Genomic DNA, 20,046 nt, shown 5'->3' on the forward strand with positions numbered 1-20,046 from the left:
CTCTATCTGCTTCTCTCAAGCAAGCGTGCCGTGATGCGCCAGTCACGGCCCACGGCACGGGTATCCGTTATTTCCAGCTCAATGCGATCCGCCATCTTCTCCAGCCCCGGCAAGTGCATCAGGCCGCAGGCACTGTCACCCATGAGCAGTGGTGCCATGTAGATCACCAGCTCGTCAACCAGACCCGCCTGCAACATGGCACCGGACAAGGTCGCCCCGGCCTCGAGCAGTACCTCGTTGCGCTCATCGGCAGCGAGCTGCCTGAGCATTGCCGCCAGATCAATCCTGCCGTCCCTGACGGTCACCTGTACCACCTCGGCACCGGCCGTGCGCAAGATCTCAGCCTTGGGCATCTCTGCGTCCAGTGTCATAACCCGTACAGGCCCCGGCTGACTTAACATCTTTGCCTGCGGCGACATCTGTAATTGCGAGTCCAGTACCACACGGAGTGGCAGCTCGCCATACTGCCCGGCATCGTCCGGCAGACGTACTGTCAGCGACGGGTCATCATGCAACACCGTGCCAATGCCCGTGACAATGGCCGAACTGCGTGCCCGCAGACGATGCACGTCATGCCGCGCTGCGGCAGCGGTGATCCACTGGCTCTCACCCGAGGCCATCGCTGTGCGACCATCCAGGCTCATGGCCAGTTTGGCGCGCACATAGGGACGACCCTCGCGCATGCGCATTAAAAAGCCGGGGTTGAGCGCCTCGGCCTGCGCCTGCAGCAGGCCGCTCTCGACCGTAATCCCCGCCGCCTTCAATCGTGCCAGGCCCTGCCCGGCAACGCGTGGATTCGGATCCGGCATCGCGACCACCACACGGCTCACGCCCGCCTCGATCAGGGCCTCACAGCACGGTGGCGTCCGCCCATGATGTGAACAGGGCTCCAGGGTCACATACGCCGTTGCCCCCTTTGCCCTGTCTGCGGCTGCCTGCAGGGCATGCACCTCGGCATGGCCTGCGCCTGCCCGCACGTGCCAACCCTCGCCCACCACCTCGTGGCCTTGCACCAGCACGCAGCCCACGCGCGGATTCGGGTCCGTCGTATAGAGGCCTTTGTCCGCCAGGCGTATGGCCTGTGCCATGTAACGATGGTCGTCGGCACCAGACATCAATCGCTCGATTTCTTGCTTTTGGTTTTATTCGCCGCGGGCAACAGGGATAACTGCTGACGCCGCACTGCCGCCGAAGGTTCCCGCTCCAGACGTTCGATCTCCTCGCGAAAGGCATTCACATCTTCAAAACTGCGATACACCGAGGCAAACCGCACATAGGCGACATGATCCAGTTCACGCAATTCTTCCATGACATATTCGCCCAGCAGCCTTGACGAGACTTCACGGTCACCCGTGGCACGCAGGCGCTGCTTGATGTGATTTATCGCGGCATCGATCTGTTCGGTCTTTACCGGCCGTTTTTCCAGCGCCCGCATCATGCCGGCACTGAGTTTTGCCTCGTCAAAGGGCACGCGGTTGCCATTGCTCTTGATAATACGCGGCATCACCAGTTCGGCAATTTCATAGGTTGTAAAGCGTTCCGCGCAGCTCAGACACTCACGCCGACGCCGTACCGCATCGCCTTCATTGGCCAGGCGTGAATCGATAACCCTGGTTTCCTCGGCACCACAAAACGGGCAGCGCATGTCAGGACTCCTTTGGCGTCATGACGTATTGCCCATCATCAGAACTAGTCGCCATAAACCGGCAGACGCTGACAGATGTCCAGGACCTGGCCTTTCACACGCTCGATGACTGCCGTGTCGTCGAGGTTTTCAAGGATATCGCACATCCAGCCCGCCAGTTGACTGACATCGGCCTCGGTAAAACCGCGCGTGGTGATCGCCGGGGTTCCGAGACGAATACCGCTGGTGACAAAGGGTGACTGCGGGTCATTTGGCACCGAGTTCTTGTTGGTGGTGATGTTGGCGGCACCGAGTGCGGCCTCGGCCGCCTTACCGGTAATACCCTTGTCGATAAAGCTGACCAGGAACAGGTGATTGTCAGTGCCCTTGGAAACCACATCAAAGCCGCGTTCCATAAACACCTCGGCCATGGCACGGGCGTTATCCACCACTTGCTGCTGGTAGACCTTGAACTCCGGTTGCAGGGCCTCGAGGAAGGAAACAGCCTTGGCGGCGATCACGTGCATGAGTGGGCCACCCTGGATTCCCGGGAAGACCACTGAATTGAGTTTCTTTTCGATCTCGGGATTGGCCTTGGCCAGGATCATGCCGCCGCGCGGGCCACGCAGGGTCTTGTGTGTGGTCGTGGTCGTGACGTCGGCGATCTGGGTCGGGTTCGGATAGACTCCCGCAGCGATGAGCCCGGCGACATGGGCCATATCCACCATCAGGTAGGCGCCCACACTGTCGGCGATGTCGCGGAAACGTTGCCAGTCGACGATGCGGGAATAAGCACTGAAGCCGGCGATGATCATCTTCGGTTTATGCTCCCTGGCCAGCGCCTCGACCTGCTCGTAGTCAATCTCACCGGTGGACTCGTCAAGGCCATACTGCACGGCGTGGTAGATTTTCCCGGAGAAATTGACCTTGGCACCGTGAGTCAAATGGCCGCCATGGGCGAGGCTCATGCCCAGTACCGTATCGCCCGGCTCGAGCAGGGCCATGTACACAGCGGTATTGGCCTGCGAGCCCGAGTGCGGCTGAACATTCGCATAATCAGCGCCGAAGAGCTGCCTGGCGCGGTCGATGGCGAGTTGCTCGGCGACATCGACATATTCACAACCACCATAGTAACGGCGACCCGGGTAACCCTCAGCGTATTTGTTGGTGAGCACCGATCCCTGGGCCTCCATTACACGCGGGCTGGCGTGGTTTTCCGAGGCGATCAGCTCGATGTGTTCTTCCTGGCGGGTACGCTCAGACTCCATCGCAGCCCATAATTCATCATCAAACCCAGCAATCGTCATGCTTTTGTCAAACATTCATCCTACCTCTGTTTCTCGTGAGAGACCATAACCCACTGTTTAATATAAATAATCCAGCCCTGCGATAAACGGGCACGCGTGCCGGGCCCGCCTTTGAAAAAGGCGCTTAAGGATACCCGATCTGGCTCCCCGTTGCATGGGTCCACAGCGGAGAAATTTCAGTCGCGGGGGGCGCTGGGGATAATGAAACTGAAGCTACTGCCCTTGCCTGGCTCGCTCTCCACCCAGATACAACCGCCATGCAGTCCGACCAGCTGGCGGCTCAGGTGCAGGCCGAGTCCACTACCATCATAATGGCGAGTCAGGGAGGCATCCAGCTGCACGAAGGGTTTGAAGAGCGTACCGATATCGCTGGCGTCAATCCCGATGCCTTCATCGTCAACACTAAAGCAAACGAATTCGTCGCGCGTAGAGATATATGCTTCGGATGCACCACAATGGGTATTGAATGCCAGTAGATCGCTCACGGCAACCCGTACCCGTATATGGCCCTGGGGGTTGGAGAACTTGATGGCATTGCCGACAAGGTTGCAGAGAACCTGTTTGAGCTTACGCTCATCGGCAATGATCTTTTCGATGCCGGCATCGAACTCCGCACTCATACTGACCCCGGCCTTGCGCGCCTTCTCACCTAACATCACCATAGTCGCTTCGACCATGCTGCGGACATTCACGGTACGGGGCTCAAAGACAAGCTTACCCGCCTCAATCTTGCTCAAATCCAGAATATCGTTAATCAGGCTGAGCAGATGCCAGCCACTGTCCAGAATGTAGCCTAGCTTGTGGCGGCTTTCCTTGTTAATCACTTCCTCGGGCTCGATCATGAGCAGTTCGGCAAAGCCGATAATCGAGTTGAGAGGGGTGCGAAGTTCATGCGACATATTGGCGAGGAAGTCAGTCTTGGCGAGATTGGCCTGTTCAGCCTGGCAATTGGCCTCAATCAATGCCACTTCCATCTGCCGGCGTTGGGCATTTTCCGCTTCCAGGTCTGCAACCAGCGCCGTCAGGTCCTGCGTGCGCGCGGCCACCTGTTCTTCCAGTCTCTCGCGGTGACGGGCCAGTTCCTCATTGGCATGTTTTCTTTCCGTAATATCCTGACAGACAACCAGAAGACAGGGCGTCGCATAGACATCCAGTAACTCGATACTGCCCAGTGCAAAACGTGTCTCGCCAGTGCGGGTGCGAAACGGTAACTCAATTTCATTGACCCGCCCGTGTTCACGCAGTAACGCCAGTATTTCCTCACGCTGCTTTTCATAAGCAAACAGCCCCATCTCGGCAAACGAATGACCAATTACCTGTTCCCGCGAATAGTCAATGGCCCGCAAAAAACTGTCGTTGATTTTGAGGAACCGCCCGCTCGCCAGATCGTCCGATAACTTACTGATACTGATCATCGCCGGACTACAATGAAATGCCTTGCTGAACAACTCCTCGGATTCACACAATGCCTGCTCGGTCTGTTTACGCGCTGTAATGTTCCGGGTAATACCTTCAACACCCGCCACTTCATCGCTATCCGCAACATGGAAATAATGTGCATTCGTCGACACCCAGACGGCACTACCATCCCGATGCATTAACGCAGCTTCATAATTGAGAACATTGCCGCAACCCTCATCCATTGCCTGGAGAAAGGCCTCACGACCATTTTTATCTACATACAAATCTGACAAGCGTGTGCCCAACAGTTCGTTCGGGCTATATCCCAGCAGATTGCCGACTGAAGGCGAAATATAGCTGAGGCGACCTTCCCTGTCCGTCCGGTAAATAACATCCTGAAGGTTGTCCAGAATCCCGCGCAGGTATTGTTCTGAACTTCGCAACCGGGATTCGACTCTTGCCCTTTCAATCTCAGCCCCCGCGCGGACGGCTGAAAACTGTAAAACGTATTCGAACAGGTTACTTCTCTCGAATGCCACATCATTCATGGCGACAATCAACCCGGTCACGTCGCCCTTTGTGTTCAGCAACGGAAAGCTCATATAACCATGAACGTCCATCTCGATCGGCATTCTCAGCCGTGAACGAATTGCAGGTGTCAGCCCCTGCAGAAATACAGCTTCACCTTTAGCCGTCGCCGCGCAAGGCAGTTCATTTATTAAACACCTGAAGTTGTCGAGAAAAACACCGTCATGCCACACACTCAGGGTCTGTACCGAGGTCGACCCGGTGTCGGCAAATTCACCGATATGCACATAACGCAGCCCCAGCGATTTACCCAATGCCTCGCTCAAGGCATAAAAAAACCTTTCCCCGGTGACACCATAAGTGGCCTGGGCAAGGCTGTCCATAATCGTCCGGGTTGCATCCTGCTGGCGGCGTAATTCGGCTTCTTTAAGTTCGCGTTCAATTGCCGGCACCAGGCGCGCCAGGTTATCCTTCATCACATAATCATGGGCACCGGCGACCATCGCCGCCGCGGCAATATCTTCGCCAACATTTCCGGAAACAATAATAAAGGGAATACCAGAAGCATCCTGTTGGGCAATCTCCAGCGCCTCCATGCCGCCAAAACCTGGCATCGTGTAATCAGAAATAATCAGATCCCATTTTCCTGTCCGCAGAGCCGCCCGCATTACGCGACCATTATCAACGCGCTCGTAGTCGATTACGTAATTGTGATCACGCAAATGCCGCAATAATAACTCGGCATCATGTTCCGAATCTTCAACAAGCAACAAATGTAATGTTCGGGTCATGCCGCGCGCCTTGAGAAAATTATCCGAAGTGAGTTTGTCGCAGGATAAGCTTTGCCTGATTCGTTATTCCGACGAGCCGGAAGCCGGCATATGCCGGCAATATACAGTGCAATCCCGGTTCATCCGGGAACCCCGGCAGTGACATAGATCAGTGTTTTTCTAAATATCCACCGGGCTTTGATTCAGCACCAGCCAGTACATGCCGAGTTGTTCCGCCGCGGCAATAAACTGTACAAAGTCCACTGGCTTGCGCACATAACTATTGGCCCCGAAGTTATAACTGTCAACAATATCCTTTTCCTCATTGGATGAGGTCAGCACAACCACCGGCAGGCACTTGGTGCGCTCATCTGCACGCATCTTTTTCAGCACTTCAAGACCATCTATTTTCGGCAACTTTAAATCCAGCAGGACAACCTGCGGGAATTCATCCGGGTCCTTATCCGCATATTTACCCGTGGTGAACAGATAGTCCAGGGCCTCGACACCGTCCCTGGCAATAACAAGATCATTGGCTATATTATGATGCCGTAATGCACGCAGTGTCAGCTCCTCGTCATCCGGATTATCCTCCACCAGCAGAATCTTTGTATTTGTTATACTCATTCATTTCCTCCAAGCGTGAAAAAAACAGTTGCCCCATGATCAATTTTACCCGCGGCCCAGACGTCGCCACCATGCCGGCGTATAATTCTCTGCACGGTAGCCAGGCCGACGCCGGTACCTTCATATTCCTGCATTGAGTGCAGCCGCTGAAAGGGCTCGAACAGCTTATGCACATAGGTCTCGTCAAAACCGGCACCGTTATCCTTGATATAGTATACCTTACGCCCGTCTTCCTGCGCCGTTTCACCCAGTTCAATCCGGGCACTGTCCTTGTTCGCAGTAAACTTCCAGGCGTTGCCAAGCAGATTTTCCAGCATCGTCAGCAAAAGACGCTCATCGCCCTGAACACATAAATCACCGCTTACAACAAATTCGATATTTCTGCCCGGTTCCCTTTCGCGCAAGCGTATCTCAACATCCCTTGCCAGGGCGGCCAGATCCACGTTCAGCATGTTCATATCCGAACGCACAACCCGCGACAGCTTCAGCAAGTCATCGATCAATTGCCCCATACGCTGGGTCGATGCGCGGACGCGGGACAGGTAACTCTGGGCGTCTTCTTCGAGCCTGTTGCCATAGTCTTCCAGCAAGGCCTGGCTGAAACCGTCAATGCTCCGCAAGGGGGCGCGCAGGTCATGTGAAACTGAATAACAAAAAGACTCCAGTTCCCGATTCACGGCCACCAGGTTATGGGTTCGCTGTTCCACCATTTCCTCAAGGTGCTCCTGGTATTCCTGCAGCTTGCGCTCCGCCTCTTTACGCTCGGTGATATCGAGGATAATTGCCACGAAGACAAACGGCTGCTCCGCACGCGAGAGCTGTAAATGGATATCGACGGGATAAGTGGAACCATCCTTGCGCTGGTGAAGGCTTTCAAAATTCAGTTCCTCGCATTCACCACGCAACAGCGGCGCAACAAATTCCGAGAATCGCTGTTTGTCAAACTCCGGCTTGATGTCACAGGCGGTCTTGTTATGTAACTCCTCCCGGTTATAGCCGAGGTTTTTCTCGGCACCACGGTTAACCCTGAGGAACCTGAAATCAGTAGTGTCGAAAACATATATTTCATTTAATGATTCATCGAGTATGCGTCCGAGCCGGGCATTAACCTCTTCGGCATACTTACGTTCAGTGATATCCGTCTGAATGCCGATATACTGATAGGGTAAACCACGATCATCCACGAAAGGAACTATCGTGGTATCAACCCAGTACAGGCTGCCATCCTTGTTTCTGTCCTGAATCTCTCCGTGCCAGACCCTGCCGCTACTGATAGTGTTCCATAAATTATTATAAAAAATCTCCGAGTGCGCCCCTGAACGCAGCTTGCTATAACTGCTACCCAGTAGTTCATCACGCGGATAACCGGATATTTCACAGAAATTATCATTCACATAGTGAAGCGTGCCGTGCTGGTCACTAATGCCAACAATCGCGTGGGCATCAAGCGCAAACTTGAAGTCGTTGAGATCCTTGTTGGTATCGTAAAGCCTGCGCGCAGCAAAATTAAGCGCGTGCTCGAGCTGCTCAACCTCATAGGCGCTTTTCTCAACGGCCATGATTTGGCCGCGTGTCTTATACAATTCACGGGCAAAATCAGTCGCCCTGCTGATTGAACGCATGGGCCGCCTGAGCAAAATCACAAGAAAACCAAGACTGAACATAATCGCCAGCAACGCAGTAATAATGCCGTTGCGCCATATGCTTTGTTGTACCGATTCGATCGTTGCCAGGCTGTAATCAAGCTGCATCCAGCCGAGGCTGGCGTTTTCTATCGGTACCCAGGTGGTCAATATGTTCTTGTCAACCAGCTTCCGGGTCGTGGCTACCGAAGGTGGGACCAGTGTAAGCTGTTCATAAACCGGCCTGGGTTTGCCATTGCCGAGACGTTGCACGTGACCGAAAACGGTGCCGTTTTTATCAACTACCTTTATGGCCAGTACCTCGCGATAAGCCGCCGACTGAAGCAACAATTGCTCTAGGGCGCCAAAATCTTCCGAGACGATATAATTCCCTGAAGCAGAGGCTATATTAGCGGCCAGTGTTTCCGCCTGGCTCTTTATTGACTCATAAGCAAAATTTGATTGTTCATGCACCGTCTTCCAGGTGAACAGGAAAATTGCCAGCACCAGGGTGATGCCGCCGAGCAGGGTCAGCTGTACATAGAGTCGTCTGAAGAAAGGCGGTTTACGACTTGCTGTTATTATTTTATCTGTTGCTCTGGATGTCACTTGCCGCTCACCTGTTGTGATTACTGTTGTTCGAACCCCATGTTCTCAAGGTGCGCATAATCACGCTGATAATCCGCCGCGACCGGCTCGTTAACCTGTACAGTATTCAACAACTGCCGGCCGGCTGCGGTATTCCTGAGTTCCAGCACCGCAGCCTGAACCTGTTTTTGTATCTTTTCCGGCACCCGCGGGTGGGCAGCGAGCGGATGCGCCACCACGCCTGGAACGTCATACAGGATACGCAGACGCTGTTTCAGTGCCTCGGGCTGGCTGGAAAACGTAGTATTGACGCCGCTACCGGCATGAACCTTGCCCCTGACAATATGACGATACACATTATCATGGGTGCCTACATAACGGGGCGTGAAATCAATCCCGACCGTTTTACGCAACCAGTGGCGCATATACAGTGATGCAGCGAAGGCATTCGGCGAAGGGAAAGCGATGGTCTTGCCATCCAGTTCATGTACCGATTTCAGTGGCGAATCCTTGCGGACCAGCAACAGCCCCACCAGTTGCCTGGAATCATCCCTCAACAGCGGCTGATACCCCTGGGCACGATGTGCCAGCACCAGGTGATAAGGGGCAAGATAACTGAAATCAGGTTCCCCACGATGCAATGCAGCGAGAAACTGGCGGAACTCATTGTAGGTTTTGAGCCTGAACTGCAGTCCCGTATCCTGCTGCAGACGCTTCAGCAGCGGCTGCCAGTTTCGATGGATAATCAACGGCGGGTGCTGGGGGACGACCGCCAGGGTATAGACCCTGGCTTCGGCATGCAGTGCACCTGCCTGCAACCCACCCAACAGAACCAACAAGAGCAGGCAGCCCACGTTTTTGGCGAGTCGTTGATTTAGTCTGGCTTTCTCCACCCCGTTCTGCATCGGGCACCAATCCTGTTTTTTTTATAATTATTCAATCAACTATAGCCGCTGATTCATGCCTTATCTCAGGAGGCAGCGCTATGTATACCACAAAGAATAACATGATTTTTGTCAGATAATAGGGGGAAACAATCTCAGCCTGCCGCGGGCCTGCCATCGCGTCGCTGCCACCAGGCCCGGATACCGAGCAGGGCGAGCAGAATCAGGCCGTAAACGAGCGGTTCCCGGCTATCGGCCTTAACCAGCCACAGATAGTGCAATACCCCGAAGGCGGCAATAACATAGATGCTACGGTGCAGCGTCTGCCAGCGCCGCCCAAGCCGGCGCATGGCATAACGGTTCGAGGTCGCCGCCAGGGGGATCAGCAGGATGAAGGCCGTGAAGCCAACCGTGATATACGGCCGCTTGCCGATATCAACGAGGATCTCGGCGAACAGGAATTGCTGGTCGAGCCACAGGTAAGTGAGAAAGTGTAACAGGGCATAGAAAAAGGCATACAGGCCGAGCATGCGTCGCAGGCGCAGCAGCCAGGTCTTGCCACTGAGGCGTTTGAGAGGCGTGACGGCGAGTGTAATGAGCAGGAAGCGTAGCGCCCAGTCGCCGGTGCGGTGGGTAATATCCTCGATCGGATTGGCGCTGAGCTGTCCCTGGATAAGGTCCCAGACCAGCCAGAAAAACGGGACCAGGCAAAGCAAAAACACCTCCGGTTTAATCCCCCGGCGCAGGTTGCGTTCGCTGACCACGCTTAAAAGTTTTTGCGCAGATCCATGCCCGTATACAGGTGCGCTACCTGCTCGGCATAACCGTTGAACATTTTCGTTTTATCCTTTGGGGCGAAAAAACCGGCGCCAAGGCGGCGCTCACGGGCCTGGCTCCAGCGTGGGTGGTCGACGGTCGGGTTAACGTTGGCGTAGAACCCGTATTCACGCGGCCCTGAACGCTCCCACGAGGACACCGGCCGTTGTTCGGTGAAACGTATTTTGGCAATCGACTTGATGCTCTTGAAGCCGTACTTCCATGGCACTATCAGGCGCAAGGGCGCGCCATTCTGGTTGGGCAAAACCTCGCCATAGAGGCCGACCACCATCAGGGTTAATGGGTTCATGGCCTCGTCCATGCGCAGGCCTTCCGTATATGGCCAGTCGAGGATAGCGCGACGCTGCCCGGGCATCTGTTCAGGGTCATAGAGGGTCGTAAACTCTACATATTTCGCCTTCGAGGTCGGTTGAAAACGCTTGATCAGATCAGCGAGCGGGAAGCCCACCCAGGGCACCACCATTGACCAGGCCTCGACACAGCGGAAACGGTAGATACGTTCCTCGAGGGCGTGCGGCTTGAGAATATCCTCCAGGTCATAGGCCCCCGGCTTTTCAACCTCTCCTTCAACGCGCACCTGCCACGGCCGCGTCTTCAGCGTATGGGCATGGCGTTCCGGATCCCGCTTGCCGGTGCCGAACTCGTAAAAGTTGCAATAGCTGGTGATGTCCTGATAAGTGTTTGGAGTCGTGGTACTGCTGAACCTGCCCGGCTTTACCCCCGGGATTTTTGCTCGCGGCGCCGGCTGCGGCAAGGTAGCGGCAATGAGTCCGGGAGCGGCCAGCGAGGCCGCCGCAGCCAGTGCAAACCGGCCAGTCTGGCGAATAAAGTCACGACGCTGCGCATAGACCTCCCGGTCTGTGATCTCCGAGGGGAGGATAATGTTACGGTCTTTGCGTTTAATCAGCATCGGGTTTACTTTTTTATATTACTTAATAAGGAGGACAGGCATACCGACAAAAAGTTCTGGGCGTGCCGAATACCTAAGGGGGCTGGTCGAAATAATGTTGTCAACACCGAGTGCGTGCCTGGGCCATCAATGCAAGGCGCGTTTCGCAGGTAATGGCAGGGTCCTTGCCAGGAAACGCAACACAGCAGTGATGGGCCAGGCGCGGCCGAATGTAAATATTATTTTGACCAGCCCCCTTAGTCCAGTGCCGCCCGGGCATTGCGGAACATGCGCAACCAGGGCCCCTCTTCACCCCACTCGTCCGGATGCCAGGAGTACTGCAAGCTGCGAATGACCCGCTCGGGGTGCGGCATCATGACGGTGAAGCGACCGTCGGTCGTGGTCAGGCCAGTGATGCCGCCGGGAGAGCCGTTCGGGTTATACGGGTACTGCTCGGTGGCGCGCCCGTAATTATCCACATAGCGCAAGGCGACCAGCCCCATCTGCACGGCACGGTCTTCACTGCTGCGCACAAATTCGGCACGGCCCTCGCCGTGCGCGACCACAATCGGCAGACGGGAACCCGACATGCCCTTCAGCAACAATGACGGCGAGCCCAGTACCTCGACCATCGTATAACGTGCCTCGAACTGCTCGGACTGGTTACGCTCGAACCGCGGCCAGTGCTCGGCACCGGGGATCAGCTCGTGCAGGGAGGACATCATCTGGCAACCGTTACACACGCCAAGACCCAGCGTATCGGTGCGCGCAAAGAAGCTGGCGAACTCGTCGCGGGCCCGCGCATTGAACAGGATCGACTTTGCCCAGCCCTGCCCGGCACCGAGCACGTCACCGTAAGAGAAACCGCCACAGGCGACCAGTCCCTGGAATTCGGTCAGATCGGCCCGACCCTCGATGATATCGCTCATGTGCACATCGACTGCGGCAAAACCGGCCCGGTCAAAGGCCGCGGCCATCTCGAGCTGGCCATTCACGCCCTGCTCTCGCAGGACCGCCAGGCGTGGCCGTTGGCCACTGGCGATATAGGGCGCGGCAATATCTTCACTGGCATCAAAACTTATAAAAGGCTGAATACCCGGGTCACTGGCATCGAGCAGACGATCATATTCCTGCTTCGCGCAATCCGGGTTATCCCGCAGGGCCTGCATGCGCCAGGTGGTTTCTGACCAGGCCCGCTGGAAGGCCTGGCGAGTATCGCTCAACACGACTTCATGGTCGTAGGTAAATTCGATCGTGTCCTTGTCATTCAGGCTACCGATGACATGACTGTAGTGACCGAGACCGGCCCGGTGCAGGACTTCCAGCACCTCGTCGGCATCACTATGCCGCACCTGGATAACCGCGCCAAGTTCCTCGCTGAAGAGGGCGGCAGTAAAATCATCGCCAAGCGCATCGAGCTGAATGGAGACCCCGGTGTGGCCGGCAAAGGCCATTTCCGTGATCGTTGCAAACAGGCCACCATCAGAGCGGTCATGATAGGCAAGCAGTTTGTCTTCGCCATTGAGCTGCTGGATGGTCTCGAAAAAATGTTTCAGTGCCTGCGGGTCATCGAGGTCGGCCGGATGATGACCAACCTGCTTGTATACCTGGGCGAGTGCCGAACCGCCAAGACGATTACTGCCCTTGCCGAGGTCGATCAGGATCAAGTCCGTATCGCCTTTATTGGTGCGCAATTGCGGGGTCAGGGTGGTCCGACAATCAGTAACCGGCGCAAAGGCCGAGATAATCAGTGACAAGGGTGCGGTCACGCTGCGGGCCTCGCCATCCTCTTCCCAGACCGTCTTCATTGACATGGAATCCTTGCCGACCGGAATACAGATCCCCAGCTGCGGACACAGTTCCATGCCCACGGCGTGGACCGTGTCATAGAGGCCGGCATCCTCGCCCGGGTGGCCTGCCGGGGCCATCCAGTTCGCGGAGAGCTTGATATCGCCTGGCCTGGCAATACGTGCCGCGGCGATATTGGTTATGGCCTCGCCAATCGCCATACGCCCGGAGGCGGCATGATGCAGCAAGGCCACTGGCGTGCGTTCACCCATGGCCATCGCCTCACCGACATAATGCTCGTAACCACTGGCCGTCACGGCGACATCGGCCACCGGCACCTGCCACGGTCCAACCATCTGGTCGCGTGCCACCAGGCCGGTGATGCTGCGGTCCCCTATCGTAATCAGGAAGCTCTTGTCGGCCACGCTTGGCAGGTGCAGCACGCGCAGGGCCGCCTCATGCAGATCGAGGCCGGCTGTCGAGAATTCCTGTTTCCGGAACGGGTGGTGTTTCACCTCCCGCAGCATCTTTGGTGGCTTGCCGAGCAGGACATTCAGCGACAAATCAATGGGAGTATTGTCAAAATAGCCATCGCCGAGCACGAGCTGCTGCTCCTCGGTGACCTCACCGATCACGGCATACAGGCAGCGTTCGCGTTGACAGAGGGCCTCGAATTCCACCAATCGTGGCGGGTCGATGACCAGCACGTAGCGTTCCTGGGACTCGTTACACCAGATCTCCATCGGCGACATGCCCGGCTCGTCATTCGGTATCGTACGTAATTCGAACTTGCCGCCGCGCTGGCAGTCATTAACGATTTCCGGCACGGCGTTGGATAGTCCACCGGCACCCACATCATGGATACTCAGGATCGGGTTGTCGTGCATGGTCGTGCACTGATCGATGACCTCCTGGCAACGGCGCTCCATCTCCGGGTTATCGCGCTGCACCGAGGCAAAATCCAGATCCTCGGCACTCGTGCCGCTGGCCATTGACGAGGCGGCCCCGCCACCGAGACCGATCAACATGGCCGGGCCACCCAGAACGATGACCGGCGCGCCGGCCGGCAGGTCCAGCTTGTCGATATGTTCTTCGCGGATATTCCCCAGGCCACCGGCAAGCATAATCGGCTTGTGATAACCCCGGACTTCGTCACCCTCCGGTCCCGGTACCTTTTCTTCAAAGGTACGGAAATAGCCGCACAGGTTCGGGCGACCAAATTCATTATTGAACCCGGCTGCGCCGATGGGACCGTCGAGCATGATCTCGAGTGCGGAGACAATGCGCCCCGGCTTGCCGAAATCGGTTTCCCAGGGCTGCTCGCCACCCGGCAATTTCAGGTTGGAGACCGAGAAACCGGTCAGGCCGGCCTTGAAACGGGAACCACGGCCGGTGGCGCCCTCGTCACGGATCTCGCCACCGGCACCCGTGGCCGCCCCCGCCGCGGGGGAGATCGCCGTGGGGTGATTATGCGTCTCCACCTTCATGAGGATGGGCAACTCACCGGCCTCGTAACGGTAGTCGTGGCTTACCGGATCCGGCTGGAAACGGCTCGCAGCCGACCCACGCATGACGGCGGCATTGTCGTGGTAGGCCGACAACACACCTTCGGAATGCAGCTCATGGGTATTGCGGATCATGGCAAACAGGGAACGGTCCTGCTGCTCGCCATCAATGATCCAGTCGGCATTAAATATCTTGTGGCGACAGTGTTCAGAGTTGGCCTGCGCAAACATCATCAGTTCGACATCGGTCGGATTGCGTTGCAGGGTGGTGAAATTCTCGACCAGGTAATCGATCTCGTCCCCGGATAAGGCCAGCCCCAGGGCGGTATTTGCGTTCAACAGCGCGTCGCGGCCACCGCCCAGCACATCCACACTCGTCAGGGGGGCCGGTTTGGCCTGGCTGAACAAGGTCACGGCATCATCGAGTGAGCGGAATACCGCCTCGGTCATGCGGTCATGCAGCAGCATGGCGACCTTGTTCAATTCCGCCTCGGTCAGGGATTGATCGGCGGTCTGAATATAAAAGGCCTTGCCACGCTCCAGTCGCTGTACCCGGCCGAGGCCACAGTTGTGGGCGATATCAGTGGCCTTGCTCGACCAGGGTGAAATCGTGCCGGGGCGCGGCACCACCAGCAACAACTGGCCGCTCGGCGAATCGGCATCGACAGGCGGGCCGTACGTCAGCAAGCGCTCCAGTACCCCCGTCTGGGTGGCAGAGAGTTTTTGCTCAAGCCAGGCAAAATGCATGAACTCGGAGTGGATGGCAGTCACTGCCGGCACCTGTTCACATACACTGGCGAGTAACTTATTGAGCCGGAAGGCTGATAGGGCAGGACAACCACGCAAACGCAGCATGAGAACTCTCTTCAATAAAGGGGAAATTCCAGGTCCGCTATGATACTGAAAGCGCTCCTCTCTAGCCAGCTGCGCGGCATCCCCTCGCGCGAAAAGATCCTCAGGGGGCTGGTAAATAATGTTGTCAACACCGAGGGCCTGCCTGGGCCATCAATGTAAATATTATTTTGACCCGTCCCCTTAGCGGAACTGGCGCACCATGGTCGACATCTGCGCCGCCAGGCTGGCCAGCTCGATACTGGCCGCGGCGACCTGGCTGGTACTCGCCACGGTCTGCGCCGAGACATCATTGATCGAGGTGATATTGCGGTTCGCCTCCTCGGTCACGACGGTCTGTTCCCTGGCCGCATTGGCGATCTGGATATTCATATCGTTAATCCGCTCAACCGAGCGGGTGATCGCATTCAGGGCCGCCTCGGCCTCGGCGGCCTTTTCGACACCGGTCTGAGCCTGCTCGCGACCGCTGACCATCACCGACACGGCGTTATCGGCAGCTGCCTGCAGGCGTCCAATCATGTCGCGAATTTCCTCGGTAGACGCCTGGGTCCGGCTGGCCAGGGTGCGCACCTCGTCGGCAACCACGGCAAACCCGCGTCCCTGTTCACCGGCGCGCGCCGCCTCGATGGCTGCATTCAGGGCCAACAGGTTGGTCTGCTCGGCGATGCTGCTGATCACCTCGACCACGCTGTTTATGTTTTCGCTGTCCTGCTTGAGGGCTTCAATCGCCTCGGCAACCCGGTTAACCTCGTCGGCGACCGTGCGCATAACCGAGATCGTGACCTGCATGACCTGCTGTCCCGCCGCCGTTTCGGCATTCGCCGTGCCCGCGGCCTCGGAGGCCTGCTCGGTATTACGCGCGACCTCGTGTACCGAGGCACTCATCTCGTTCATTGCCGTGGCGACCTGATCGGTTTCATTCTGTTGCTGGGTGACACCCAGCAGGGACTGCTGCATGACCTCCGCCGTTTCATTCGCGGTCGCTTCAAGCTGCGCCGCTGAAAATGCCGTACGCTGTAAAATCGTAATACAGCGCTGCTGCAGAAAGTGCTGAACAAGCTGTAACTGGCCGATCTCATCCGTCCGCCCGCTATAGACAAACCGCATCAGCGGATTATTGAAGATAGCCTCTGACTCCGCCGCCGCCCTGACGAGGGGGCCGAGTAACCAGCGTGAAAGTCCCCAGCCGGCTACACTCATACCGGCAAAGCCACCCAGGGCCGTCAGCCAGGGCAGATTGTTTGTGCTCACCAGGACGGCAAATACCACCGCCGACAGAACCGCAATGCCGGTACTGAATCGCCCCACCATGCCGATCTGCTTCCAGCCTTGCAAGACCGCCTTACCTGCATTGATCCGGGCATAAAGCTTTTCCGCACGTTCAACATGTTCCCGTGCCGGCACCACGCGCACGGATTCGTAACCGGTGATCTCTTCCTGCTTGTCGAGAAGCGGCGTCACATAGGCATCCACCCAGTAATGGTCACCATTCTTGGCTCGATTCTTGACAATCCCCATCCATGGATGATGACCGTTCTTGACCGTCGTCCACAGGTCATCGAAGGCCGCTGGCGGCATATCCGGGTGACGCACAATATTATGGCTGGTGCCGAGCAGTTCTTCCTTGCTAAAGCCGCTCAGCTCGACAAAGGCGTCATTCGCGGCGGTAATAATACCTTTCAGATCTGTTGATGACACCAGTCGGTCATGTTCATTAAAGCTTTTTTCATTGCCTGTGACAGGGAAGTTCTTTTTCATCGTTCTACACCTTGCTTCTTACTCAATTAAATTACCGGCCGTCAGTTACTGGAGCCTGAACTGCGCCAGCAGGTCCTGCAACTGTTGGGCGAGCCTTGCCTGTTGCTCACTGGAGGCGGCCGTTTGCTGCGATTTCTCCATGCTCTCATGACCGATGCGGCTGATGTTCATGATATTGCGGTCAACATCCTGCGCCACGTTACTCTGCTGTTCCGAGGCATGGGCGATTTGTGCATTCATCTCGCTGATGCTGGAAACGGCCCGGGTAATCGCTTCCAGTGACTGACCGGCCTTGGCTGCCTGCTCGACACTGCTGCTGGCCTGGCTTCGTCCTGACTCCATCGCCGTGACTGCCTGGCGGGCGCCGCCCTGAACACGGCCGATGATCTCCATAATTTCTTCGGTTGACTGTTGGGTGCGGCTCGCCAGGGTGCGCACCTCGTCGGCAACCACGGCAAAACCGCGTCCCTGTTCACCGGCGCGCGCGGCCTCGATGGCCGCATTCAGGGCAAGCAGGTTGGTCTGTTCGGCGATGCCTTTAATCACATCGATTACCTTGCCGATGTTTTCACTGTCGGCCTCGAGTTGATCAATGACAGTAGCTGCCTGCTCGACTTCATCAGCGAGCGATTTGATTGAAGAAACGGTGGCTGTTACCACATCCCGACCATTACTTGCTTCGTCATCCGCTTCCTGGGCCGATGCGGCCGCGGCGGTGGCGTTATTGGCCACTTCCTGAACCGTGGCCACCATCTCGTTAATCGCGGTTGCCACCTGGTCAGTTTCACTTTGCTGTTCGGTAATACCGGCATTGGTCTGTTCCGCAGTCAGGGACATCTGCGCTGCCGCAGCAGACAGCTCACTGGTTACACCGTTGACGACACTCAGCAAGTCAGTCATCTTGCCGACGAAAGTATTAAAGGCCTTACCCAGTTGCGAGATTTCATCACCGCCCTTTTCATTCAGGCGCCGGGTAAGATCGCCCTCCCCTTCGGCGATGTCCTTCATCGCCACCACGGCATCACGCAAGCGGCCAGTGATACTTGCGCAGGTGGCCCAGGCGCTACCGAGGCCGAGAATAAGGCCGAAGACAAGCATCGCCACGGTCAGGTTATGCATGGATGACAGGTCGCCGGACATCGATTGCACCGAACTATTGACGCGCCCTTGCTGCAACTCAACGAGTTCATCAAGATTCTTTTTCAGTTGTCTTAACAGCGGCCCGATCTCACTGCGTACGAGCCAGGCATCCGTTCGCCACTGCTCACTGCCGTGCATGGCAATCAGTTCTTTCATGTTGCTCATGAAGCTGTCGACCAGACCCTTGACCTGCTCGAGCGAATCAAACTGATCCAGGGTCAGGCTATCGCCGTAGGTATCCAGTTTTTTAATCAGGTTAGCCGTGCTTTCGGAATACAGCTTGACCTCATTTAGCGAGGACTCGGCGCGGAAGGCCATGTAGGCACGCACGCCATTCATAACATTGGCCCAGGCATAGCGCAGATTATTAATATCCGTAAGGATGGCCTTGCGCTGGGGCGTGGATTCTTCTTCCTGTTCCGCCATCAGCATCTGGCCGAGGTTTTGCAATATCTGCTGACTGAGCGGGTTCAGGTTCGCGCCGGCATACTGCATGCCCGGAATATTCTTGACCTCATTCTGGCTCAGTTCGATCATCTGTTCCTGGTAATCACGGTAGGTTGCTACATCTTTTGCAATCTTTTCCACCAGTGCCGCGGACTCGGCATCGGCCTGCAAACTCGGCATCGCCTGCAATCTGCCGACAGTCGTTTCGACCTCCTGCAAGCCTTGCTTATAGGCGCTGCGGTGTGCATCTTCGTGGCTCAGCAAGAAAAACCCCATGCTCTGCGCGCTGCTGTTGATTTGCTCGCTCAATTGCATCGACAACAGCATGGTCGGCTGGTTTTCCTCGACAATCCCGGTAAAGGATTTCCGTATGCCGGTTTCATTAATCAGCACGGTCGCCGAGGTCACCGCCAGGATAAGCAGGATCGCGATAAAACTCGCCCATAGCTTTTGGCGTATGGAAAAACGCGATAAAACGCGGTTAAAAGTTTCGAACATAACGATTTTCATGCGACTAACCCCAATATATTGGTTTCAGTATGATTTATGTCGAGCGATACAATGCCGGCCTGCCACGGGCTGCCCCGTATGGCTGTTTGCGCTGCCTTCATTGCTGGCTCCTGCGAGTGCTATCGGCAGGGGAGGGGGAAACTTTATAGCCGGGACGGAAAAGACCTTGCCCGAAACATCCTGAAAAATAACCGCTTATTAGTCGAGATCACGCCAATCGAGTCCGGCTACCTGTTCGGCAACCTGGATGTCATCATCGTCACAGGCCAGTCCCGCAGCGAGGGCTGAACAGGCCATATAAGGCGTATTGTTTTTGTCACTGATATGGGCGGCAACAAGGTGTCGCAGCCGCGAGGTGTCCAGGGCGGTGATGATATCACGGGCCTGGACATTGCTGAGGTGGCCGTAACAGCCCCCCACCCGTGCCTTGAGCGAGGCCGGGTAGGGGCCCGCGGCCAGCATGTCGAGATCATGATTGCACTCCATGATCAGGGCCTCGCAGCCACCGAGCATGTTAAGGATATGTTGTGTGCAACTGCCCGTATCGGTCAGAACGCCGAGACGCAGGTTGCCATCGGAAAAGACAAACTGTGCCGGTTCACGGGCGTCATGAGGAACGGGAAACGGGTGTAATTCGATATCGCCAATCGCGAAGGTATCATGGCCATGGAACAGGTGTCGCCGGGGCACGCTGCCAAGCTTGTCGGCCGCGGCCGTGCCGTGGGTCAGGTAAACAGGGAGTTGATGTTTGCGGGCCAGTGCGCCGACACCGTTGATATGGTCACTGTGTTCATGGGTGACGACTATCGCCTGCAGATCGGTGGGGTGCAGACCGAAACGACCGAGACGCTTGCGCGTCTCGGTTTCGGAAAAGCCGCAGTCGAGCAGGATGCGGGTCTGGCCCGCCTCGATCAGCGTGGCATTCCCGCGGCTGCCGCTGCCCAGCGAGGCAAAGCGCAAGGGCCTGGC

Annotated in this window: 13 protein-coding genes; all 13 read right to left on the minus strand. The window is 56.6% G+C overall.

The annotated features are described in order from the left end of the window. Positions 1 to 2: 2 nt before the first annotated feature. The 13 genes from ribD to RQ738_RS01800 all read right to left on the minus strand — a co-directional run bounded on the left by ribD (position 3) and on the right by RQ738_RS01800 (position 20,037). A complete protein-coding gene (ribD, locus tag RQ738_RS01740) occupies positions 3 to 1,115 on the minus strand; it encodes a bifunctional diaminohydroxyphosphoribosylaminopyrimidine deaminase/5-amino-6-(5-phosphoribosylamino)uracil reductase RibD (protein ID WP_314161658.1) in 1,113 nt (370 codons plus the stop codon). Continuing rightward, entirely contained in the window at positions 1,115 to 1,645 is a 531-nt protein-coding gene (gene nrdR / locus RQ738_RS01745; RefSeq protein WP_314161659.1) for a transcriptional regulator NrdR, read from the minus strand. Before nrdR ends, ribD begins: the two co-directional genes overlap by 1 nt. Positions 1,646 to 1,689: 44 nt before the next feature. Beyond that, complete coding sequence (glyA, locus tag RQ738_RS01750) at positions 1,690 to 2,946, minus strand: serine hydroxymethyltransferase (RefSeq protein ID WP_314161660.1); 1,257 nt, start codon at positions 2,944 to 2,946, stop codon at positions 1,690 to 1,692. Between the two features lie 161 nt (positions 2,947 to 3,107). Beyond that, entirely contained in the window at positions 3,108 to 5,651 is a 2,544-nt protein-coding gene (locus RQ738_RS01755; protein ID WP_314161661.1) for a PAS domain S-box protein, read from the minus strand. A gap of 159 nt (positions 5,652 to 5,810) precedes the next feature. Further along, the gene (locus RQ738_RS01760; protein WP_314161662.1) at positions 5,811 to 6,257 is read right to left on the minus strand and encodes a response regulator; all 447 of its coding nucleotides are present in this window, start codon (positions 6,255 to 6,257) and stop codon (positions 5,811 to 5,813) included. Next, on the minus strand, positions 6,254 to 8,488 hold the full coding sequence (locus RQ738_RS01765; RefSeq protein ID WP_314161663.1) for a PAS domain S-box protein: 2,235 nt from the start codon (positions 8,486 to 8,488) through the stop codon (positions 6,254 to 6,256). Before RQ738_RS01765 ends, RQ738_RS01760 begins: the two co-directional genes overlap by 4 nt. Positions 8,489 to 8,508: 20 nt before the next feature. After that, a complete protein-coding gene (locus RQ738_RS01770; RefSeq protein ID WP_314161664.1) occupies positions 8,509 to 9,372 on the minus strand; it encodes a phosphate/phosphite/phosphonate ABC transporter substrate-binding protein in 864 nt (287 codons plus the stop codon). A 134-nt stretch (positions 9,373 to 9,506) separates the two neighbouring features. Continuing rightward, positions 9,507 to 10,073: a protein-methionine-sulfoxide reductase heme-binding subunit MsrQ gene (locus RQ738_RS01775; protein WP_314161689.1), complete on the minus strand. Its 567-nt coding sequence runs from the start codon at positions 10,071 to 10,073 to the stop codon at positions 9,507 to 9,509. Between the two features lie 44 nt (positions 10,074 to 10,117). Further along, positions 10,118 to 11,098, minus strand: a complete 981-nt coding sequence (msrP, locus tag RQ738_RS01780; protein WP_314161665.1) for a protein-methionine-sulfoxide reductase catalytic subunit MsrP — start codon at positions 11,096 to 11,098, stop codon at positions 10,118 to 10,120. A 236-nt stretch (positions 11,099 to 11,334) separates the two neighbouring features. Then, the gene (gene purL / locus RQ738_RS01785; protein WP_314161690.1) at positions 11,335 to 15,225 is read right to left on the minus strand and encodes a phosphoribosylformylglycinamidine synthase; all 3,891 of its coding nucleotides are present in this window, start codon (positions 15,223 to 15,225) and stop codon (positions 11,335 to 11,337) included. 180 nt (positions 15,226 to 15,405) lie between these two features. After that, positions 15,406 to 16,980 carry a PAS domain-containing methyl-accepting chemotaxis protein gene (locus RQ738_RS01790; RefSeq protein ID WP_314161666.1) on the minus strand — a complete coding sequence of 525 codons (1,575 nt, stop codon included), beginning with the start codon at positions 16,978 to 16,980 and terminating at the stop codon, positions 15,406 to 15,408. Between the two features lie 45 nt (positions 16,981 to 17,025). Then, the gene (locus tag RQ738_RS01795) at positions 17,026 to 19,077 is read right to left on the minus strand and encodes a methyl-accepting chemotaxis protein (protein ID WP_314161667.1); all 2,052 of its coding nucleotides are present in this window, start codon (positions 19,075 to 19,077) and stop codon (positions 17,026 to 17,028) included. Positions 19,078 to 19,275: 198 nt separating this feature from the next. After that, the gene (locus tag RQ738_RS01800) at positions 19,276 to 20,037 is read right to left on the minus strand and encodes an MBL fold metallo-hydrolase (RefSeq protein ID WP_314161668.1); all 762 of its coding nucleotides are present in this window, start codon (positions 20,035 to 20,037) and stop codon (positions 19,276 to 19,278) included. Positions 20,038 to 20,046: the final 9 nt, after the last annotated feature.

This window comes from Sulfuriflexus sp. (genome assembly GCF_032250955.1).
GTDB lineage: Bacteria > Pseudomonadota > Gammaproteobacteria > AKS1 > AKS1 > Sulfuriflexus.